The 19,709-nt window shown below is 63.5% G+C and carries 15 protein-coding genes; 5 read left to right on the forward strand and 10 right to left on the reverse strand.

The features are described 5' to 3' along the window. Nucleotides 1–33: 33 nt before the first annotated feature. The 5 genes from mscK to betI all read right to left on the reverse strand — a co-directional run bounded on the left by mscK (nucleotide 34) and on the right by betI (nucleotide 9,240). Nucleotides 34–3,342: a mechanosensitive channel MscK gene (gene mscK, locus ACIPZ8_RS04650; protein ID WP_400720016.1), complete on the reverse strand. Its 3,309-nt coding sequence runs from the start codon at nucleotides 3,340–3,342 to the stop codon at nucleotides 34–36. A 35-nt stretch (nucleotides 3,343–3,377) separates the two neighbouring features. Further along, nucleotides 3,378–5,120, reverse strand: a complete 1,743-nt coding sequence (locus ACIPZ8_RS04655) for a potassium/proton antiporter (RefSeq protein WP_400720473.1) — start codon at nucleotides 5,118–5,120, stop codon at nucleotides 3,378–3,380. 177 nt (nucleotides 5,121–5,297) lie between these two features. Beyond that, nucleotides 5,298–6,995 (reverse strand): choline dehydrogenase, encoded by a 1,698-nt coding sequence (gene betA, locus ACIPZ8_RS04660; protein WP_400720018.1) that lies wholly within the window; start codon nucleotides 6,993–6,995, stop codon nucleotides 5,298–5,300. A gap of 78 nt (nucleotides 6,996–7,073) precedes the next feature. Then, on the reverse strand, nucleotides 7,074–8,546 hold the full coding sequence (gene betB, locus ACIPZ8_RS04665) for a betaine-aldehyde dehydrogenase (RefSeq protein ID WP_400720020.1): 1,473 nt from the start codon (nucleotides 8,544–8,546) through the stop codon (nucleotides 7,074–7,076). A 37-nt stretch (nucleotides 8,547–8,583) separates the two neighbouring features. Next, the gene (betI, locus tag ACIPZ8_RS04670; protein ID WP_159412453.1) at nucleotides 8,584–9,240 is read right to left on the reverse strand and encodes a transcriptional regulator BetI; all 657 of its coding nucleotides are present in this window, start codon (nucleotides 9,238–9,240) and stop codon (nucleotides 8,584–8,586) included. A 477-nt stretch (nucleotides 9,241–9,717) separates the two neighbouring features. Between betI and ACIPZ8_RS04675 the strand changes: the two genes are divergently transcribed. Beyond that, nucleotides 9,718–11,721 carry a BCCT family transporter gene (locus ACIPZ8_RS04675; RefSeq protein ID WP_400720022.1) on the forward strand — a complete coding sequence of 668 codons (2,004 nt, stop codon included), beginning with the start codon at nucleotides 9,718–9,720 and terminating at the stop codon, nucleotides 11,719–11,721. 96 nt (nucleotides 11,722–11,817) lie between these two features. On the opposite strand, the gene ACIPZ8_RS04680 is transcribed toward ACIPZ8_RS04675, so the two are convergent. From ACIPZ8_RS04680 to gpmI, 4 genes are all read right to left on the reverse strand, one after another. Next, entirely contained in the window at nucleotides 11,818–12,585 is a 768-nt protein-coding gene (locus ACIPZ8_RS04680; protein ID WP_400720024.1) for a divergent polysaccharide deacetylase family protein, read from the reverse strand. A gap of 8 nt (nucleotides 12,586–12,593) precedes the next feature. Beyond that, on the reverse strand, nucleotides 12,594–13,928 hold the full coding sequence (locus ACIPZ8_RS04685) for a S41 family peptidase (RefSeq protein ID WP_400720026.1): 1,335 nt from the start codon (nucleotides 13,926–13,928) through the stop codon (nucleotides 12,594–12,596). A gap of 79 nt (nucleotides 13,929–14,007) precedes the next feature. Continuing rightward, nucleotides 14,008–15,303, reverse strand: coding sequence for a murein hydrolase activator EnvC family protein (locus ACIPZ8_RS04690; RefSeq protein ID WP_400720028.1), 1,296 nt, complete (start codon nucleotides 15,301–15,303; stop codon nucleotides 14,008–14,010). A 141-nt stretch (nucleotides 15,304–15,444) separates the two neighbouring features. After that, the gene (gene gpmI, locus ACIPZ8_RS04695) at nucleotides 15,445–16,980 is read right to left on the reverse strand and encodes a 2,3-bisphosphoglycerate-independent phosphoglycerate mutase (RefSeq protein ID WP_400720030.1); all 1,536 of its coding nucleotides are present in this window, start codon (nucleotides 16,978–16,980) and stop codon (nucleotides 15,445–15,447) included. 206 nt (nucleotides 16,981–17,186) lie between these two features. Here gpmI and ACIPZ8_RS04700 point away from each other — a divergent pair, with 206 nt between their 5' ends. From ACIPZ8_RS04700 to secB, 3 genes are read left to right on the forward strand one after another with little or no spacing between them, the layout of a single operon-like run. After that, the gene (locus ACIPZ8_RS04700; protein WP_110633094.1) at nucleotides 17,187–17,600 is read left to right on the forward strand and encodes a rhodanese-like domain-containing protein; all 414 of its coding nucleotides are present in this window, start codon (nucleotides 17,187–17,189) and stop codon (nucleotides 17,598–17,600) included. A gap of 1 nt (nucleotide 17,601) precedes the next feature. After that, complete coding sequence (gene grxC, locus ACIPZ8_RS04705; protein ID WP_003249204.1) at nucleotides 17,602–17,856, forward strand: glutaredoxin 3; 255 nt, start codon at nucleotides 17,602–17,604, stop codon at nucleotides 17,854–17,856. Nucleotides 17,857–17,896: 40 nt separating this feature from the next. Then, a complete protein-coding gene (gene secB, locus ACIPZ8_RS04710) occupies nucleotides 17,897–18,382 on the forward strand; it encodes a protein-export chaperone SecB (RefSeq protein WP_060480433.1) in 486 nt (161 codons plus the stop codon). Between the two features lie 80 nt (nucleotides 18,383–18,462). Here the strand turns inward: secB and trmL are convergent, their stop codons facing one another. After that, entirely contained in the window at nucleotides 18,463–18,924 is a 462-nt protein-coding gene (trmL, locus tag ACIPZ8_RS04715) for a tRNA (uridine(34)/cytosine(34)/5-carboxymethylaminomethyluridine(34)-2'-O)-methyltransferase TrmL (RefSeq protein WP_054884254.1), read from the reverse strand. Between trmL and ACIPZ8_RS04720 the strand changes: the two genes are divergently transcribed. After that, entirely contained in the window at nucleotides 18,923–19,360 is a 438-nt protein-coding gene (locus ACIPZ8_RS04720; RefSeq protein ID WP_103446039.1) for a hypothetical protein, read from the forward strand. The two genes, trmL and ACIPZ8_RS04720, sit on opposite strands and share 2 nt — an antisense overlap. Nucleotides 19,361–19,709 lie beyond the last annotated feature (349 nt).

A 19,709-nucleotide genomic window follows, 5' to 3' on the forward strand; every position in this document is an offset into this window, starting at 1 on the left:
AGATTCAGCACAGAATAAAGCATTCGAGCCCACTCAGGCCGGTGCAGTGCCATCCGGTTTGGGTTGCTCTGTCGGGATCAACTGCTGCTTGCCGCCATTCGGGTCCATCAGGAACACCTCGACCTGGCGTACCGAGATCTTGATGTTGTGCGCCTTGAACTCACGGCTGATGTAGCGGTTGATCTCGTCCAGCGTTGGGTTGCGGTCACCAAGGTCACGCACGTGCATGCGCAGTTCGTGGTCCAGCGAGCTCTCGCCGAAGTTGAGGAAGTAAACGATCGGCTCCGGGTCCTTGAGCACCCGCGGGTTCTCGTGGGCGCCCTTGAGCAGCAGTTCGCGCACCAGGTCGAGGTCGGAGCCGTAGTCGATGCCCAGCTTCAGCGTCACCCGGGTGACCGTGTCGGTCAGCGACCAGTTGATCAGCTGGCCGGTGATGAAGGTCTTGTTGGGGACGATGATGTCCTTGCGGTCGAAATCGGTGATGGTGGTGGCGCGGATGCGGATCTTGCTCACCGTGCCGGACAGATTGCCGATGGTGATGGTGTCGCCGATCCGTACCGGGCGCTCGAACAGGATCATGATGCCGGAGATGAAGTTGGCGAAGATCTCCTGCATGCCGAAGCCCAGGCCCACCGACAGCGCGGCCACCAGCCATTGCAGCTTGTCCCAGCTCACCCCGAGGGTCGACAAGGTGCTGACGATACCGACGCCGACGATGGTGTACGACAGCAGCGTGGTGGTGGCGTAGGCGCTGCCCTGCGCCAGGTTCAGGCGCGACAGCACCAGCACTTCCAGCAGGCCCGGCAAGTTGCCGGCCAGGGCAAAGGTGATGCCGACGATCACCAGCGCGCCAAGCAGGTCGCCGAGGCTGATCGGCACCATGCTGGCGGCGGCGCCGGTGCCGCTGGTGTACTCGTACAGGACAAAGTTGTTGAGGTAGGCGAATACCGAGATCAGGTCCGACCAGACCCAGTACAGGCCGGCGATGAAGCCGCCGAGCAGGGCCAGGCGGATCAGGCGCAGCGACTGCTGGTTGACCTGTTCGATATCCAGGGTCGGTTCTTCGGTGATGACTTCGCCATCCAGCCCTTCCTTGGCCGCCTGGCGCTTGCTCAGCGCACGCTGGTAGGCCAGGCGTCGCGCCGCCACCGACAGGCCGCGAACGAAGGCGGCCTCGATCACCAGCCAGAACAGCAGCAGGTAGAGGGTGTAGATCAGTCGGTCGGTCAGTTTCAGTGCGGTGTAGTAGTAGCCGAAGCACACGGCCACGAACAGCGCGATCGGCAGGGCGGTGAAGGCCACCCCGACAGCCCTGCGGAACAGCGAGGTGTCACGGTGCGCCGGGCTGCTCAGCAGCAGGCGGCTGAGCAGCCAGGCCATCAGTGCATAGCAGGTCAGCACCACGCCGATGCCGAGCACGTCGTCGGCCAGGGCCGAAGGTTGGTGCTCGGCGACCGCCACCACGCCGACCAGCGCCAGCACCACGGTACCCAGCCGACGTACCCAGCCACGCAGGAACTCGACCTGTGGCTTGTGCCAGCGGAAGTGGATTTCCGCCACCCCGCCGGGGGCGAGGATACGGTAGGCGGTGTAGAACACCAGCCAGGCCTGGGCCAGTTGCCAAAGCGCCGCGCCGAGGTTGGCGTTCTGCCCGCGGGCGTCGATCTGCAGGGCATAGCTGCACAGCGCCAGGCCCAGGCTCACCGGCATCGCCAGGAGGATGTTGATCAGGATGGCCTGGGGGGTGTGCCACTGGCTGTCACGGCGGAAGTGGCCGATGTCCTGGTGCACCTTGCCCAGCCGTTGGTAGAGGTACTTGCGCCGCCACAGCAAGGCGCCGATCGCCAGCAGCAGGGGCAGGAACAGCAGCGGGCGCTGGCTCAGGCCGTCGGCCAGCTCCTTGATGCCCGAGCCCCAGGGCAGGCTGGCGACCTGTTCGGGGAAGCGTTCCGGCACCAGGCGCAGCCAGTCCCAGTCCAGCGGCTTGTTGCTGGGGATCCAGAACATCTGCTCGTCGAGGGTGTTGCGCAGGCCCTGGGCAGTGCCCAGCAGTTGCTTCTGGTTGAGCTGCAGGGTGATCGATTCGTTGAGCAGTGCCGACAGCTCGCGGTTCAGGCGTTCGAGCAGGTCGCTGCGGGTGATCGCCACTTCCAGCAGGGCCTTGCGCAGTTGCGGCGTGACGTCTTCCTGTGGCTGGTTGGCCAGCAGCTTGTCGACGTAGGTCACCGGGTTGCTCATCTGCTCGCGCTGCTGGTTGATCTCGAACTGGTACAGGCGGATATCGGCGATCTGGTCGGCCAGGTCGCGGTCGAGCTTCAGGTGCGGCAGTGCCTGCTTCTGCTTGTAGAGGATCTTCGACAGCAGCAGGCTGCCCTTGAGCACATTGATCTGCTCATCCAGCGCCTGGTCGGCCTGGGTCAGGCTGTCGAGCTGCTGCTTGGTGCGCAGGTTCTGCTGGGTCAGCTCGTTGAGGCGGTCGGTGCTTTTCAGCAGGTAGTCGGAGAGCTTGAGGTTGGCCGCGCTCTCGGTGGCCAGCAGGCTGCTGCCGCCGGCCTTCTGCGCTTCGATCGACTGCTGGGTGACGGTTTGCTGGGACTGGGCCAGGCGCTTTTCGTTGATCAGCGTCTGCAGGTCCTGGATTTCCTGCTCCAGGCGCGCGGCGCGCTCGATCAGCAGGTCGTGGCGGGCATTGCCGAGGTCTTGCAGCAGGCCGTTGCCGGCCAGCTCCTGGCGGCGCAGCAGGGTCAGGGCGTTGAGCGAGGCCAGTTCGGCATTGAGCTGGTTGCGCTGGTCGGCGTTGATCGGCTTGCCGCCGTCCTTGCCGCTCTTGAGGCTGTTGTTGATCTGCTGGGTACGGGTCTGGTTGTTGCTGATCTCGGCCTGGGCGCGCTCAGGGCGGGTCTGCGAGTTGATGATCAGGCTGTTGGCTTCGGACAACGCCTTCTGCAACTCGCCCTGCTGGGTGTTGCGCTCGCTGAGCATTTGCTCGAGCTGCGGCACGGTCAGGCTGGCATAACGCTGGGCGACCGGCTGCGGCTTGCTTTCCTTGAGCTTGGCCAGTTCTTTCTGGCTGTCGCTGGTTTCCTTGGGGGCGCTGGCCAGCTGCTGCTTGAGCGCGGCGAGCTTCTTCTCGCTGTCTTCCTTGCTGTTGAGCAGGCTCAAGGTCTGTTCGAGCACCTGCTGCAAGGCCTTCTGGTCGGCCTCGGGCAGCTTGCGCTCGGCGATCTTGTCGAGGCTGTTCTGGATGCTGGCGGTGGTCGGGGTTTCCGCCGCGTTGACCGCGAAAGAAAGGGACAGGCACAACCCGAGCAGGGCTGTGCGAAGGTACACGCGCAGGGACATAGGCAGACTACTTGTGGATCAGGCAGAAACGGAGTTTAGAGGAACAATCCTGGTCCGGGTCGCGTTCCTTCGGGGAATCTGACGCCGACTTTCTGGATCTTGTTCCCGTCCATGGTCGCCACGGTCCAGATCGTGCCGTGCCAATCGACCTGGTCGCCTACTACTGGAGCGCCTCCGACCTTCTGTCGGATGAACTGCGCCAGTGGCATCTTCGCGTCCAGGCCGTCCAGTTTGAGGCCATAAAGGGCGGCCACCGCGCCAAGCTCGGCATCGCCTTCAAGCACGAAGTCGCCGAAGAAACGCAGGTCCAGGCCACGCTGGGGTGCCTGGCTGAACAGCTTGCCCAGCGCCGGGAGGTTATGTTCGTGGCCGATCACGCAGAGCATGTCGCCGACTTCCAGTACCGTGCTGCCGGACGGGTGCAGCAGTTGCTCGGCGCGGAACAGCGCGGCGATGCGGGTGCCCTCAGGCATTTTCAGCTCGCGCAGGGCGGCACCGATGCACCATTTTTCCGCACCCAGACGGTAGACGAACAACTCCCACTCGCTGGTGATGTGCACTTCCAGGGCCGACCGGGAAATCGGCGCGGGGTCTGGTGGTACGGTGACCTTCAGCAGCTTGGCCATCCACGGCAGGCTGGTGCCTTGCACCAGCAGCGACACCAGCACGATGAAGAACGCCAGGTTGAAGAACAGCTGGGCGTCCGGCAGGCCGGCCATCAGCGGGAACACCGCCAGAATGATCGGCACCGCGCCGCGCAGGCCAACCCAGGAGATGAAGCCTTTTTCGCGACCATGGAAGGCCTTGAACGGCAGCAGGCTGGCGACCACCGACAGGGGGCGCGCCACCAGGATCATCCACAGCGCCAGGCCCAGTGCCGGCAGGGCGATCGGCAGCAGGTCGTGGGGCGTGACCAGCAGCCCCAGCACCAGGAACATGCCGATCTGGGCCAGCCAGGCCATGCCGTCGAGCATGTGCAGGATGCCGTGGCGGCTGCGGATCGGCTTGTTGCCCAGCACCAGGCCACACAGGTACACGGCGAGGAAGCCACTGCCGTGCAGGGCGTTGGTCAGCGAGAACACCACCAGGCCGCCGGCCACCACCAGGATCGGGTACAGGCCACCGGCCAGGTTGATGCGGTTGACCAGCTGCAGCATCAGCCAGCCGCCGCCCAGGCCCAGCAGGCTGCCGATGCCGAACTCGCGCAGCAGGTGGGTCAGCAGGCTCCAGTGCAGGCCGGTCTGGCCGCTGGCGATCATGTCGATCAGGGTGACGGTGAGGAACACCGCCATCGGGTCGTTGCTGCCTGACTCGATTTCCAGGGTGGCGGTGACCCGTTCGTTCAGGCCCTTGCCACCGAGCAGCGAGAACACCGCTGCGGCGTCGGTGGAACCGACGATGGCGCCGATCAGCAGGCCCTGGATCAAGCTCAGGTTGAACAGCCAGGCGGCCACCAGACCGGTGAGCGCAGTGGTGATCATCACGCCGACGGTGGCCAGCGACAGCGCCGGCCACAGTGCCACGCGGAAGCTCGCCACCCGGGTGCGCAGGCCACCGTCGAGGAGGATCACGGCCAATGCCAGGTTGCCCACCAGGTAGGCGGTCGGGTAATTGTTGAAGATGATGCCGCCACCATCGACACCGGCGACCATGCCGACGGCGAGGATGATGACCAGAATAGGGATGCCCAGGCGCGACGACAGCGAGCTGACCAGGATACTTGCGCCCACCAGCAATGCGCCGATCAGAAACAGGCTGTTGATGGTGCTGGCATCCAAAGGCAGGTACTCCGGGGTAGCGCGGGAAAAGGAACTGACTGGCAAGTCGCGTGCCAATCGATTCTAACCTGATGAATTGGCAGCCTGTAAAGCGTTTCTGCAGATGAAAAAAAGGCACCGCGATGGGTGCCTTCTCTGGTGTTGCCTATGCTTGCCCGCGAAGAGGCCGGAGCGGGCTTATGCCTGCTTCACCTCACGCATCGCCTTGCCCTTCACCGGTGCACCGTTGGCCACGTAGTACTTGGCGGTGCTGCGCGGCAGTGGTTTGCGGTTGCGGATCTTGTCCGAGATCTTCTCGGCGATCATGATCGTGGTGGCGTTGAGGTTGCCGGTGATGATGATCGGCATGATCGACGCATCGACCACACGCAGGCCCTTCATGCCGTGCACGCGGCCTTCGCCGTCGACCACTGCCATGTCATCGGTGCCCATCTTGCACGAGCAGGATGGGTGGAAGGCGGTTTCGGCGTGCTCGCGGATGAACTTGTCCAGCTCTTCATCGGTTTGCACGTGCTCGCCCGGGCTGATCTCGCGACCGCGGTACGGGTCCAGCGCCGGCTGGGCCATGATTTCGCGGGTCAGACGGATGCCGTCACGGAATTCCTGCCAGTCCTGCTCGGTGGCCATGTAGTTGAACAGGATGCTCGGGTGCTGGCGCGGGTTCTTCGACTTGGCCTGGATGCGGCCACGGCTAGGCGAACGCATCGAGCCCATGTGCGCCTGGAAACCGTGCTCCTTCACGCCGTTGGAGCCGTTGTAGTTAATGGCGACCGGCAGGAAGTGGTACTGGATGTTGGGCCACTCGAACTCAGGGCGGGTGCGAATGAAACCACCGGCCTCGAACTGGTTGCTGGCGCCGATACCGGTACCGTTGAACATCCACTCGGCGCCAATGGCCGGCTGGTTCCACCACAGCAGCGATGGGTACAGCGACACAGGCTGGGTGCAGGCGTACTGCAGGTACAGCTCGAGGTGGTCCTGCAGGTTCTCGCCGACGCCCGGCAGGTCATGCACGACCGGGATGTCGAGGCTTTCCAGCAGGGCGCGCGGGCCGACGCCGGAGCGTTGCAGCAGCTGCGGCGAAGCGATGGCGCCGGAGCTGACGATCACTTCCTTGCGGGCACGGGCTTCGACGCGCTCTTCGCTGTCGCCGACCAGGTAGGTCACGCCGATGGCGCGCTTGCCGTCGAACAGCACGCGGTCAGTCAGGGCATGGGTAACGATGGTCAGGTTCGGGCGCTTCTTGGCCTGGTCCAGGTAACCGCGGGCGGTGCTGGAGCGGCGGCCGTTCTTGGTCACCGAACGATCCATCGGGCCGAAACCTTCCTGCTGGTAGCCGTTGAGGTCTTCGGTGCGCGGGTAACCGGCCTGCACGCCGGCTTCGACCATGGCGTGGAACAGCGGGTTGTTGCCGGCTTTCGGCGTGGCCACGCTGACCGGGCCGTCGCCGCCGTGGTAGTCGTTCGGGCCGATGTCGCGGGTTTCGGCTTTACGGAAGTACGGCAGGCAGTCCAGGTAGGTCCAGTCTTCCAGGCCTGGCAGCTCTGCCCAGCCGTCGAAGTCCTTGGCGTTGCCGCGGATGTAGCACATGCCGTTGATCAGCGACGAGCCACCCAGGCCCTTGCCGCGGCCACATTCCATGCGGCGGCCGTCCATGTGCGGCTCCGGATCGGTCTCGTAGGCCCAGTTGTAGCGACGACCCTGCAGCGGGAAGGCCAGGGCGGCCGGCATCTGGGTGCGGAAGTCGAAGCGGTAGTCGGGGCCACCGGCTTCCAGCAGCAGCACGCTGACGCCGGCGTCTTCGGTCAGGCGGGTAGCCAGGGTGTTACCGGCGGAGCCTGCTCCGACGATGATGTAATCGAATTCTTGGGACATGGAAGTACCCTCGTGTTGGCGGTGATCAGGGAGCGGAAACGCCCGTGCACAGTGGCACGGGCGTGGCTGGACAGGGCCTTAGAAGACCGAGTTGTAGCCGCCCAGCTCGACCTGGACCGACTTGATGCGAGTGTATTGAGCCAGCGAGCTGACGCCGTTCTCACGGCCGACGCCCGACTGCTTGTAGCCGCCAACCGGCATTTCGGCTGGCGATTCGCCCCAGGCGTTGATCCAGCAGATACCGGCTTCCAGCTGGTGGATGATGCGGTGGGCGCGGGAGATGTCGTTGGTGCAGACACCGGCGGCCAGGCCGTAGTCGGTGTCGTTGGCACGGCGGATGACTTCTTCTTCGGTTTCATAGGTGAGGATGCTCATCACCGGGCCAAAGATCTCTTCCTTGACGATGGTCATGTCGTCGCTGCAGTCGGTGAACACGGTCGGGGCCACGAAGGCACCGTTGGCGAAATCACCGGCAGTCAGACGCTCGCCGCCGCACAGGACGCGGGCACCTTCTTCTTTGCCTTTGGCGATGTAGCCGAGCACGCTTTCCATGTGCTGGAAGCTGACCAGCGGGCCGAAGTTGGTGTTCTCGTCTTCCGGGTTGCCAACGCGGATGCGGGCAACGCGTTCGGCGATCTTGGCTTCGAAGGCAGCCTTCATTTCAGCCGGGATGAACACGCGGGTGCCGTTGGTGCAGACCTGACCGGAGCTGTAGAAGTTGGCCATCATGGCGATGTCGGCGGCCTTGTCCAGGTCGGCATCGGCGCAGATGATCAGTGGCGACTTGCCGCCCAGTTCCATGGTGACTTCCTTGAGCGACGAGCTCGAAGCGCTGGCCATGACCTTCTTGCCGGTGGTGGTGCCGCCGGTGAAGGAGACTTTCTCGATGCGTGGGTGCTCGGTCAGCCAGGTGCCGACTTCACGGCCGCTGCCGGTCAGGACGTTGAACACGCCGTTCGGCAGGCCGGCTTCGGTGTAGATCTCGGCCAGTTTCAGGGTGGTCAGCGAAGTGACTTCCGACGGCTTGAAGATCATCGCGTTGCCGGCAGCCAGGGCCGGGGCGGATTTCCACAGGGCGATCTGGATCGGGTAGTTCCAGGCGCCGATGCCGACGGTTACGCCCAGCGGCTCGCGGCGGGTGTAGACGAAGGACGACTCGCGCAGCGGGATCTGCTCGCCTTCGATGGCCGGTACCAGGCCAGCGTAGTACTCCAGCACGTCGGCGCCGGTGACGATGTCGACGTAGCGGGTTTCCGAGTACGACTTGCCGGTGTCCAGGGTTTCCAGCATGGCCAGTTCATCGTTGCGCTCGCGCAGGATGTCGACGGCGCGACGCAGGATGCGCGAACGCTGCATGGCGGTCATCGCGGCCCAGACCTTCTGGCCGCGCTCGGCGCTTTTCACGGCCTTCTCGACGTCGGCCTCGGTGGCACGTTGCACGTGGGCGAGGACTTCGCCGGTAGCCGGGTTGATGGCTTCAAAGGTGGCATCGCTGCCAGCGTCGACGTAAGCGCCATCAATGTAGAGTTTTTGCGTTCCGAAACGGGCCATAGTGTCCTCGCAAGTGCAGTGTGTGGTTGGCTGCGCGTCACGCTCCTGCCGGGTTGGCAAGCGCCGTGCGTGCTTGATCAGCGGCCTGGTCGGTTGTGCCCAGGGTGTGCTGTTTAGCCAGTTGTAGATCCATGTATTCGTAAGCAATCCGTACTGCCTGGTCGGTGTCGAATGCATCTCCCGACAGGGCGCCACGCAGCCACAGGCCGTCGATCAGGGCTGCCAGGCCGCGGGCTGCCTTGCGCGCATGGTAGAGCGGCAGGGCACGGCGGAACTGGCAGCACAGGTTGGAATACAGGCGGTGATCGTTGATCCGCTGCAACCTGTGCAAATCGGGCTGGTGCATGCTGGAAGCCCAGAAGGCCAACCAGGTTTTCATTGCCGGGCCGTTCACCTGGCTGGCATCGAAGTTGCCCTCGATGATCACTTTCAGGTGGGCGCGCGGGCTGTCGTCCGTCAGGGCCTGGCGACGTGCTCTAACGCCTTCGTTGAGCATGTTCATGATGTAACCCATCGTCGCTGCGATCAGGCCGTTCTTGTCCCGAAAGTAGTGACTGATGATGCCGTTCGACACACCGGCCAAACGGGCAATCAGCGCAATGCTGGCGTCACCCAGTCCGACCTGATCGACCGCCTGCAACGTGGCTTCGATCAACTGCTGGCGGCGGATGGGCTGCATACCGACCTTGGGCATCTTGCTATCTCCTCAGGCCTGCGAGCAGACGACAGGCGGCTGACTCGGCGAAGGCCAGTCTATTTTGTTTTGATTGAACGTTCAATCAATAAAGAATAAGCTCTGCGACAATTTGTGCCATTGACAGTTTTTCAGGCCGTCGAGAAGGCACCGATTGACACCCCAGGAAATCGCGTAACCCCCGGAATACAAGGCGTTGACGGGCATGAGCGATGCGAAATGCAGATTCTGCCGTACGGTCACTGGCCCTGCGACAGGCCCTTGGAGCGGGCGGGGTGATCTGTGACGAATGCGCGCACCTCAGCTGAGGCGTGGCATTTTCAGCAGGCCACCTGTCTGTTTTTTTGCAACGTATCGATTCGGGATCACGGTTTCCAGGGTGCTTTTATAACACCTGATGCACTGGCGGAATTCCACCAATTGCTCGGGAAAAGACTGATTAGCCTCCACAGCCGTACTGCCCGGAGCATTCGTGCAATGAGTTCTGCCTCACTTACCAAGCCCCCCGCCGAGAGGGTACGGGTCAACCGCGTGGTGTTCCTCACCTCCGCGCTGATGATCCTCGTTCTGACTGCCTTGTTGATCGCTGTACCCGAAACCGCCGGCCAGGTGCTGGGCGTGGCCCAGAAATGGCTGACGCGCACCTTCGGCTGGTACTACATGCTGGTGATCGGCGGTTACCTGCTGTTCGTCATCTACCTGGCGTTTTCCGACTACGGCAAGCTCAAGCTTGGCGGCAAGGACGACCAGCCTGACTTCAGCTATGGCGCCTGGGCCGGCATGCTGTTTTCCTCCGGTATCGGCATTTCGCTGCTGTACTTCGGCGCGTCCGAGCCGCTGGACCACTACTTCAATCCGCCGGAAGGCACCTCTGCCAGCCTCGAGGCCGCGCGCCAGGGGCTGCAGCTGACCTTCCTGCACTGGGGCCTGCATGGCTGGGCGATCTACGCCCTGGTCGGCCTGGCCGTGGGTTACTTCGCCTACCGCCACAACCAGCCGCTGGCGCTGCGTTCGGCGCTGTACCCGCTGGTGGGTGAGCGCTGGGTCAAGGGCGCTGCGGGCAATGCCGTGGACATCTTCGGCATGTTCGTCACCCTGCTGGGGCTGGTGACCAACCTGGGCATCGGTTCGATGCAGGTGTCCTCGGGCCTGGAATACCTGTTCGGCATGGACCACAGCAAGACCAACCTGCTGGTGGTGATTCTGGTCATGGCCGGCGTTGCCACCGTGGCGGCGGTATCGGGTGTGGAAAACGGCATCCGCCGCCTGTCCAACCTGAACATCATGCTGTTCAGCGGCCTGCTGATCTTCGTCCTGCTGGGCGGCCAGACCCTGCACCTGCTCAATGGCTTCGTGCAGAACGTCGGCGACTACCTAAACGGCATCGTGCTGAAGACCTTCGACCTCTATGTGTATGAAGGCGAAGCCGGCAAGTCCGAGCGCTGGCTGGGCCTGTGGACCGTGTTCTACTGGGCCTGGTGGATCTCCTGGGGCCCATTCGTCGGCATGTTCATTGCCCGTATCTCCAAGGGCCGTACCGTGCGCCAGCTGGTCAGCGGCGTGCTGCTCATCCCGCTGGGCTTCACCCTGGCCTGGCTGTCGATCTTCGGCAACACCGCGCTGGACCTGGTGATCAACCAGGGCGCCGTGGAGCTGGGCAAGACTGCCCTCGAACAGCCGTCGATGTCGATCTACCAGCTGCTGGAATACTTCCCGGCCGCCAAGATCGTGATCGGTGTGGCAGTGTTCGTCGGCTTCGTGCTGTTCCTTACTCCGGCCGACTCTGGTGCGGTGATGATGGCCAACCTGTCGTGCAAAGGCGGCAAGGTCGACGAAGATGCCCCGCACTGGATGGTGGTGTTCTGGTCGGTGGTCATCACCCTGGTCACCATCGGCCTGCTGTTCGCCGGTAATTTCGAGGCCATGCAGACCATGGTGGTGCTGGCGGGCCTGCCGTTCTCGGTGGTGCTGGTGCTGTTCATGTTCGGCCTGTACAAGGCCATGAAGCAGGACGTGGCCGTCGAGCAGGAACGTGCCGAGCTGGCCGCCCGTGGCCGCCGCGGCTTCACCGAGCGCCTGAGCCAGCTGGACCTGCAGCCGACCCAGGCCGTGGTGCAGCGCTTCATGGACAAGCAAGTCAGCCCGGCGCTCAAGGACGCCGCCGCACAGCTGCAGACCCTGGGCTTCGAAGTGGAGACCCGTGTCGGCCAGTCGCGCAACATGATGGGCCTGCGGGTGATGATGGACGAGGGCAACCCGTTCGTTTACGAGGTGAGCCTGGACGGCTACATGGCCGCGCCGAGTGAAGCACCGGTGGAAGGCGAGCCGGAAGTACGCCAGCGCTTCTACCGTGCCGAGGTGTACCTGCACGATGGCAGCCAGGAGTATGACCTGATGGGCTTTGCGCCGGAGCAGATCGTGCGTGACGTGCTGGATCAGTTCGAAAGCCACCGGCAGTTGCTGGGCCGTGTGTATAGCTGATCGCCCTTGAGGCAAACAAAAACCCGCTCACCTGAGCGGGTTTTTTTTATGCCTGGAAGGCTACGCGGTCCCTTGCAGGAGCGCACCGTTTTGATGTCAGCGGTTGGCGTAGCGGCCATTCTTGCCATGCCCCGGCATCGCCAGGTTGCTGCGCACGGCAATCATCTGCTTGAGCCTTATCAGCTCGATACCCTGTCGCTTGAGCCGTGGCAGCTCACGCTCCAGCACTTCCAGAGTCTGTGGATAAGGGTGCCCGATCAACACCGCCGAGCCCTGCTTGCGGGCCAGGGCGATGCCCTGCTGCAACTGCCCGGTAATGGCCTCGGTGGTGCGCACGTCGTCGAGGAACACATCCCGCGACACATGCGCCAGCCCCTGGGCCTGTGCCTCGGCCGCCGCGACCGTGGCCGCGCTGGTGCGGCTGTCGACGAAGAACAGGTGCCGACGTTGCAGCTCACCCATCAACCAGGCCATCGGCTCACGCTGGGCGGTCATTCGGCTACCCATGTGGTTGTTGATGCCAGCGGCGTACGGGACTTTGGCCAGGGCTGCGTCCAGGCGCCGCGCCAGCTCTTCGATCGGGATGCCTGGGTGCCAGGCATAGGGCCCGGTCGCCGGGTCCATGGGCATGTGCAGGATCACCGTCTTGCCGGCCTTGTGGGCCTGGCGGGCGAAATCGGTGGCATGCGGGGTGTCGGGCATGATCGCCATGGTCACCGGCCCGGGCAGGGCCAGCGTTCGGCTGTCGCGATCGGCGCTCTGGCCCAGGTCGTCGATGATGATGCTCAAGTAGGCCTTGCCGGCCGGCGCCGCTTGCGCGACCCCGGCCATCAGGCAGAACAACAGACACAGCAGATAACGCATGGGGTGGATCAGTCGCCCTTGGTGATGTTCAGGCCCTTGAGCAGGCTCAGGGCCTGGCTCAGCTGGTAGTCACTGTCCTGCGGGCGCTCCTGGCGCTTGCTGCTGCCGGTCGGGCGGTCGGCACCGCCGTTGCCGTTGCCCAGGTGGCCCTGCAGGTCGGCTTCCTTGAAGGTGTCGTTGTCGCTGGCATCGGCGGTCAGCTTGGCCGGGCGCACTTCGATGTCGGGGACGATGCCCTGGGCCTGGATCGAGCGGCCGTTGGGGGTGTAGTACAGCGCGGTGGTGAGCTTCAGCGCGCGGTCGTTGGCCAGCGGCAGCACGGTCTGTACCGAGCCTTTGCCGAAGCTGTCGGTACCCATCAGCACGGCACGTTTCTGGTCCTGCAGGGCGCCAGCGACGATCTCCGAGGCCGAGGCACTGCCGCCGTTGATCAGCACCACCAGCGGCACGCCTTCGCTGGCGTCGGCCGGGTCGGCATAGAAACGCAGCTCGGAGTTGGCGATGCGGCCCTTGGTGTAGACGATCAGGCCCTTGGTCAGGAAGTGGTCGGCCACTTCCACTGCCGACTGCAGCACGCCACCGGGGTTGTTGCGCAGGTCGAGGATCACCCCGCGCAGCTTCTTGCCGTTGTCCTTGCGCAGCTTGGCCAGGGCTTTGCCTACTTCGTCCCCGGTCTTGACCTGGAACTGGGTGATGCGAATGTAGCCATAGCCGCTCTCCAGCAGCTGGCTCTTCACGCTCTTGACCTGGATCACCGCGCGGGCAAGGGTCACGTCGAACGGATTGCCGCCGTCGCGCACCAGGGTCAGGGTGATCTTCTCGCCAACCTTGCCGCGCATCTTGTCTACCGCTTCGGTCATGGTCTGGCCGCGGGTAGGTGCGCCGTTGATCTTGACGATCAGGTCGCCGGCCTGCACGCCGGCACGCGAGGCAGGGGTGTCGTCGATCGGCGACACCACCTTGATATTGCCGTCTTCCTGGCCCACTTCGATGCCGAGGCCGCCGAATTCGCCGCTGGTGCTTTCCTGCAGCTCCTGGAAGTCCTCAGGGCCGAGGTAGGCCGAGTGTGGGTCAAGGTTGCTGAGCATGCCCTTGATGGCGTTTTCCAGCAGGGTCTTGTCGTCCACGGGTTCGACGTAGGCGGCCTTGATGCGGTCCATGACCTCGGCAAAGGTGCGCAGCTCTTCCAGCGGCAGTGGCGCCTTGGCGGTCACCTCGGTGGCTGGTACGGCGGCAGTCTTGGCTGGCGAGGCTTTCGCCGGCTCCGCGGCGCTGGCCAGGGGCGCACCGATCGCCAACGCGATGGTCAGGGCCAGCTGGGTGAGGCGAGGCGAGTGCAGCATGTCGAACGAACTCCTGATCCTGTAAACGCTCCCTGCGGAGCATCGGCGCAGCGCCTGGCGCTATGCCGTATGTAATGTGTCAGCCGCGGCACCACTGCGAAGGGTCGGTAGGCCGGCCCTGCTGGCGGATGGCGAAGTACAAGCCTGCGCTGTCCTGGCCACCGCTGTCGCCAACGGTGGAAATGGCCTCGCCGGCCTTGACGATGTCGCCGGCGCTCTTGAGCAGGCTCTGGTTGTGGCCGTACAGGCTCAGGTAACCATTACCATGGTCGAGAATGACCAGAAGTCCAGCACCACGCAACCAGTCGGCAAACACCACGCGCCCGCCGTGCACCGCGCGTACCTGGGTGCCGGGGCTGGCGCTGATCATCACGCCGTCCCACTTGGCCCTGGCATCATTGCCGCGGGCATCGCCGAAGCGTGCCAGCAATCGACCATTGACCGGCCAGGGAAGTTTTCCCCGCGCTGCAGAAAATGCACCGCCGTAGCTGGCGCCGTCACTGGAAACCAGCGGGCCGAGGGTGGTGCGGGCCTTTTTCGGCGGCTCGGCTTCTTCCTTGTCCGCGCGGGCGGCCAGGGCCTCCTGCTGGCGGCGTTTCTCGGCCTCCTGCTGGGCGAGCAGGGCTTTCTTGCGTGCTTCTTCGGCTTCGCGGGCCTGGCGGGCCAGGGTTTCCTCGATGGTCTTGAGCACCTTGGCCAGGTCAGCCTGGTCCTGTTGGCGGGCCTGCAGCTTCTGGTCGCCGTCTTTCACGTCGCTGTTGAGCTTGGCCAGTACCTGCTGGCGCTTGCTGCGCTCGCCGTCCAGCGCCTGGCGGCGGGTGTCGAGGTCTGCGCGCTGGGCCAACAGTTGTTCCTGCTGGCGGGAAATGTCCTGCTCGACGCTGGCCAGCTGGCGCAAGGTCTCGTTGAACGCCTTGAGCTGGTCGAGGCGCGCCTTGCTCAGGTAGTCGTAATAGGTGAGGGTGCGGGCGAATTTCTCAGGGTTCTGCTGGTTGAGCAGCAGCTTGAGGTATTCCTCGCGGCCATTGTTCTGGTAGGCCGAACGGGCCTGTATGGCGATCAGTCGCTGTTGTTCAACGCGGGCGCTCTGGAGTTTTTTTTTCTCGGTATCAAGGCGCTCCAGCTCGCCCTCGGTCTTTTTTAGTTCTTGTTGCAGGGCCTCCACCTGCTTCTCCAGGTTACCGATGTCGGTCTCGGTGGCCTTGAGGTCTTTTTGCACACCGGCCTTTTCTTCCTGGAGCTTGCCCAGCGTCTTCTTGAGCTCGGCAATGTCCTGGCGGGTGGCGTCCAGTTGCTGCTGGGTCTGTGCGCGCTCATCGGCAAAGGCCGGGCTGAGCAGGCAGGACAGGGCTAAAGGGATCAGGGCGCGTAGCATGGGGTTTGGCGTACCGGGGATGGAGACTGGCCTAGTATGCCCGTGCGGGCAGGCAAAAAAAACGCCTCGCTGCGGGGGCAGTGGGGCGTTTGTCCGGAATTCATGTGCAAAGGGGCTGCAAGGCGGCCCCGGTACACCGAATCAGGCGTCGACCAGGATCGAAGTACCGGTCATTTCTGCCGGTTTTTCCAGGCCCAGCAGTTTCAGCATGGTTGGCGCCACATCCGCCAGCACACCGCCTTCGCGGACGTGCACCTTGCGTTTGCCGACATAGATGAACGGCACCGGCTCGCTGGTGTGCGCCGTGTGCGCCTGGCCGGTGCACGCGTCTTCCATCTGCTCGACGTTGCCGTGGTCGGCGGTGATCAGGGCTTCGCCGTCGACCTTTTCCAGCGCCTCGACGATGCGCCCGACACAGGTATCCAGGGCTTCGACTGCTTTGACGGCAGCCTCGAACACGCCGGTGTGGCCGACCATGTCGCCGTTGGCGTAGTTGACCACGATCACGTCAAACCGCTGCTGCTCGATGGCTTCGACGATGCGGTCGGTCACTTCAGGGGCGTTCATCTCGGGCTGCAGGTCGTAGGTGGCGACCTTTGGCGACGGGATCAGGATGCGCTCTTCGCCTTCGAACGGCTCTTCGCGGCCACCGGAGAAGAAGAACGTGACATGCGCATACTTTTCGGTTTCGGCGATGCGCAGCTGGGTCTTGCCGTTTTTCGCCAGGTACTCGCCAAGCACGTTGTTCAGGCTGGAGGGGGCGAAGGCGGCCGGCGCGGCGATTTTTGCCGAGTACTGGGTCAGGCCGATGTAGGCCGCCAGTTTCGGCAGGCGGGCACGCGGGAACTCGTTGAAGTCCGGCTCGACGAAGGCGCGCGACAGCTCGCGGGCGCGGTCGGCGCGGAAGTTCATGAAGATCACGGCGTCGCCGTCTTCGACCTTGACCGCCTCGCCAATGCGCGTGGCCTTGACGAATTCGTCGTTCTCTTCGCGGGCGTAGGCTGCTTCCAGGCCTGCCAGCGCGCTGTCGGCGGTGTAGTCGGCAACGCTGTCGACGATCAGGTTGTAGGCGGCACTGACGCGGTCCCAGCGGTTGTCGCGGTCCATTGCGAAGTAGCGGCCGATCAGGCTGGCGATACGGCCCTTGCCGAGCTTGGCGAAGGTCGCGTCGAGCAGTTCGATCGACGATTGCGCGCTGCGTGGCGGGGTGTCACGGCCATCGAGGAAGGCGTGCAGGTAGATCTTCTCGGCACCGCGCTGCGCGGCCAGTTCGGCCATGGCGATCAGGTGGTCCTGGTGGCTGTGCACGCCACCGTCGGACAGCAGACCGAGGATGTGCACGGCCTTGCCGGCGCCTGCAGCCTTGTCCACCGCGCCGGTGAGCACCGGGTTCTCGAAGAATTCGCCATCACGGATGGCCTTGGTCACTCGGGTGAAGTCCTGATAGACGACGCGACCCGCGCCGAGGTTCATGTGACCGACTTCGGAGTTGCCCATCTGCCCGTCCGGCAGGCCGACATCCATCCCTGATCCGGAAATCAGGCCATGCGGCTGGGTAGCGCGCAGCCGGTCATAGACCGGTGTGTTGGCGGCATAGATGGCGTTGAATTCGGGGCTTTCGCTGTGGCCGAATCCATCCAGGATGATCAGGACCAGGGGTTTGGGCGTACTCGTCATCAATCAAACTCACGGTTGTTCAAAGATGATAAAGACACGCATTTTAGGGCAAATGCGCCATCAGCGGCGAATAATCGTCCTGTCGCCCGACCGGCGCAGGCGGCCCGGTAACATGAAGGTACCTTTGCCACCGGCCCGTCGGGCTTTGGTGGCACTGGGGGGCTGTGTATACTGGCCGGCATTTTCAATCGCCTGGAACACCGCTGATGGTTGCTCACCTGATTCAATTCGCGACAGATCACTACATCCTGGTGGCGATCTTCGTGGTTCTGCTGGTTGCCCTGCTCGTCAATGAACTGCGCCGTGGCGGCCAGAGCCTGAGCAACGGCCAGCTGACCGCGCTGGTCAATGCCGACAAGGCACTGGTCATCGACATTCGTCCGTCCAAGGAATATTCCGCCGGCCACATCGTCGGTGCGCTGAACATCCCGCAGGACAAGATCGCCAACCGCATGACCGAGCTCGAGAAGCACAAAGAGAAGACCCTGATCGTCGTCGACGCGATGGGCCAGCAGTCCGGCGCGGTCTGCGGCGAGCTGATCAAGGCCGGTTACACTGCCGCCAAACTGAGCGGTGGCGTTTCCAGCTGGAAAGCCGATAACCTGCCCCTGGTGAAGTGATATGAAGCCCGTCATCGTCTACTCCAGCGACTACTGCCCCTACTGCATGCGCGCCAAGTACCTGCTCGAGAGCAAGGGCGTGGCCTTCGAGGAAATCAAGGTCGACGGCAAGCCGCAGGTTCGCGCCGAGATGAGCCAGAAGGCCGGCCGTACTTCGGTGCCGCAGATCTGGATCGGCAGCACCCACGTCGGTGGATGCGATGACCTCTATGCCCTGGAGCGCGCCGGCAAGCTCGACGCGCTGCTGGCGGCCTGATTTGCACTGCATTCAAAAACATTAGGATTAAGGATCTGCCATGACTGACCAACAGACCAACGGCGCTGCTGCAGAAGACAACAGCCCTCAGTTCTCCATGCAGCGCATCTACGTGCGTGACCTGTCGTTCGAAGCCCCGAAAAGCCCGCAGATCTTCCGTCAGACCTGGGAGCCGAGCGTTGCCCTGGACCTGAACACCAAGCAGAAGGCCCTGGAAGGTGACTTCCACGAAGTGGTACTGACCCTGTCGGTGACCGTCAAGAACGGTGACGAAGTGGCCTTCATCGCTGAAGTTCAGCAGGCTGGCATCTTCCTGATCAAGAACCTCGACGCTTCCTCGATGAGCCACACCCTCGGCGCGTTCTGCCCGAACATCCTGTTCCCGTACGCCCGTGAGACCCTGGACAGCCTGGTGACCCGTGGTTCGTTCCCGGCCCTGATGCTGTCGCCGGTCAACTTCGATGCCCTGTACGCGCAAGAGCTGCAGCGCATGCAGGAAACTGGTGAAACCCCGACCGTGCAGTAATTCTGCCGGTATCAAAAAAGCGCCTCTCGGGGCGCTTTTTTGTTGCCTGCACTGGCCTCTTCGCGGGTACAGGATGAAGATCAGCTCCCGGCAAAGCCGTTCTGCCGCCAGGCTTCATAGACGGTAACCGCCACGGTATTGGACAGGTTCAGGCTTCGGCACCCCGGCCGCATCGGCAGGCGCAGGCGTTGCTCGGCTGGCAGGCTGTCCAGCACTTCGGCCGGCAGACCGCGGCTCTCTGGCCCGAACAGGAACGCATCACCGGGCTGATAAGCCACTTCATGGAACGGATGCGAGCCCTTGGTGGTAAAGGCGAACAGCCGCGGATTGCCCAGGCTTTCCAGGCATCCGGCCAGGCTTTCGTGGCGCTTGAGCGTGGCATACTCGTGGTAATCCAGCCCCGCACGGCGCAGGCGCTTGTCGTCCAGCTCGAAGCTGATCGGCTCGATCAGGTGCAGGGCGCAACCGCTGTTGGCGCAAAGGCGGATGATGTTGCCGGTATTCGGCGGAATTTCTGGTTGAAAAAGGATGACGTGAAACATGCACGGCTCCAAACGTGAAGATGACGAGCATTCTACCCCCGAACCCGACCTGCGTTCGAAGGCCTGGCCGCGCATGCTGCTTTCCCTGGCGTTGTTCGGTGTATTGGTGGGCTTGATGATTGGCCGTCTGACTGCCCCCGATGAGCATGTGCTGGAGCAGGTCGAAGTGGTTCAGGATGGTCTGGACCTGTGGTTCAACGAAGAACCCAAGCTGCATGGCGAAAACGTCGAAGGTACCGTGGCGCTGCTGTTCGAGGCCGAAGGCAAGGCGCAGCGCGGTCAGTTGGACTTGCAAGGCAAGCCGGTCGGCTGGCGATTGCAGAAGAGCGACAAGGGGTTGTTGCTGACGGTGATTGCCGCGCGCCCTCTGCACGGCGAATGGGCCGGTGCAGAGGACGCTGGACGTTGGCGGGTGCAGGTGAAGCTGCACGAATAAAAGAGGGGATATCTCGGCCTGCCTGTACCAAGGTCCCCAAAAGGGCTTACAGCGAATTAAAGAGGGGATGGCCCGGCCTGCCTGTACCGAGGTCCCCGAAAGCGGCGTTACTGCGAATAAAAGAGGGGTCACCCGGCCTGCCTGTACCAGGGCCCCCGAAACTGGATATGTATTAGCTATTGCAGGGGGCGTGCCAGTTTTGAAAAGCCCGGAAATATGGGATTTCAGGGCGATTTGGTCGAGTTTTGAGGGGTTTTGTGCCTTCGTGAGGTGCATCGGGCACAGGATCGGTGCATCGGGGCTGAATGGCTGGGGCCGCTTTGCGGCCCTTTCGCGACACAAGGCCGCT

The sequence above is a fragment of the Pseudomonas sp. NPDC089422 genome, from assembly GCF_044749405.1.
In the GTDB taxonomy this organism is placed as follows: Bacteria; Pseudomonadota; Gammaproteobacteria; order Pseudomonadales; family Pseudomonadaceae; genus Aquipseudomonas.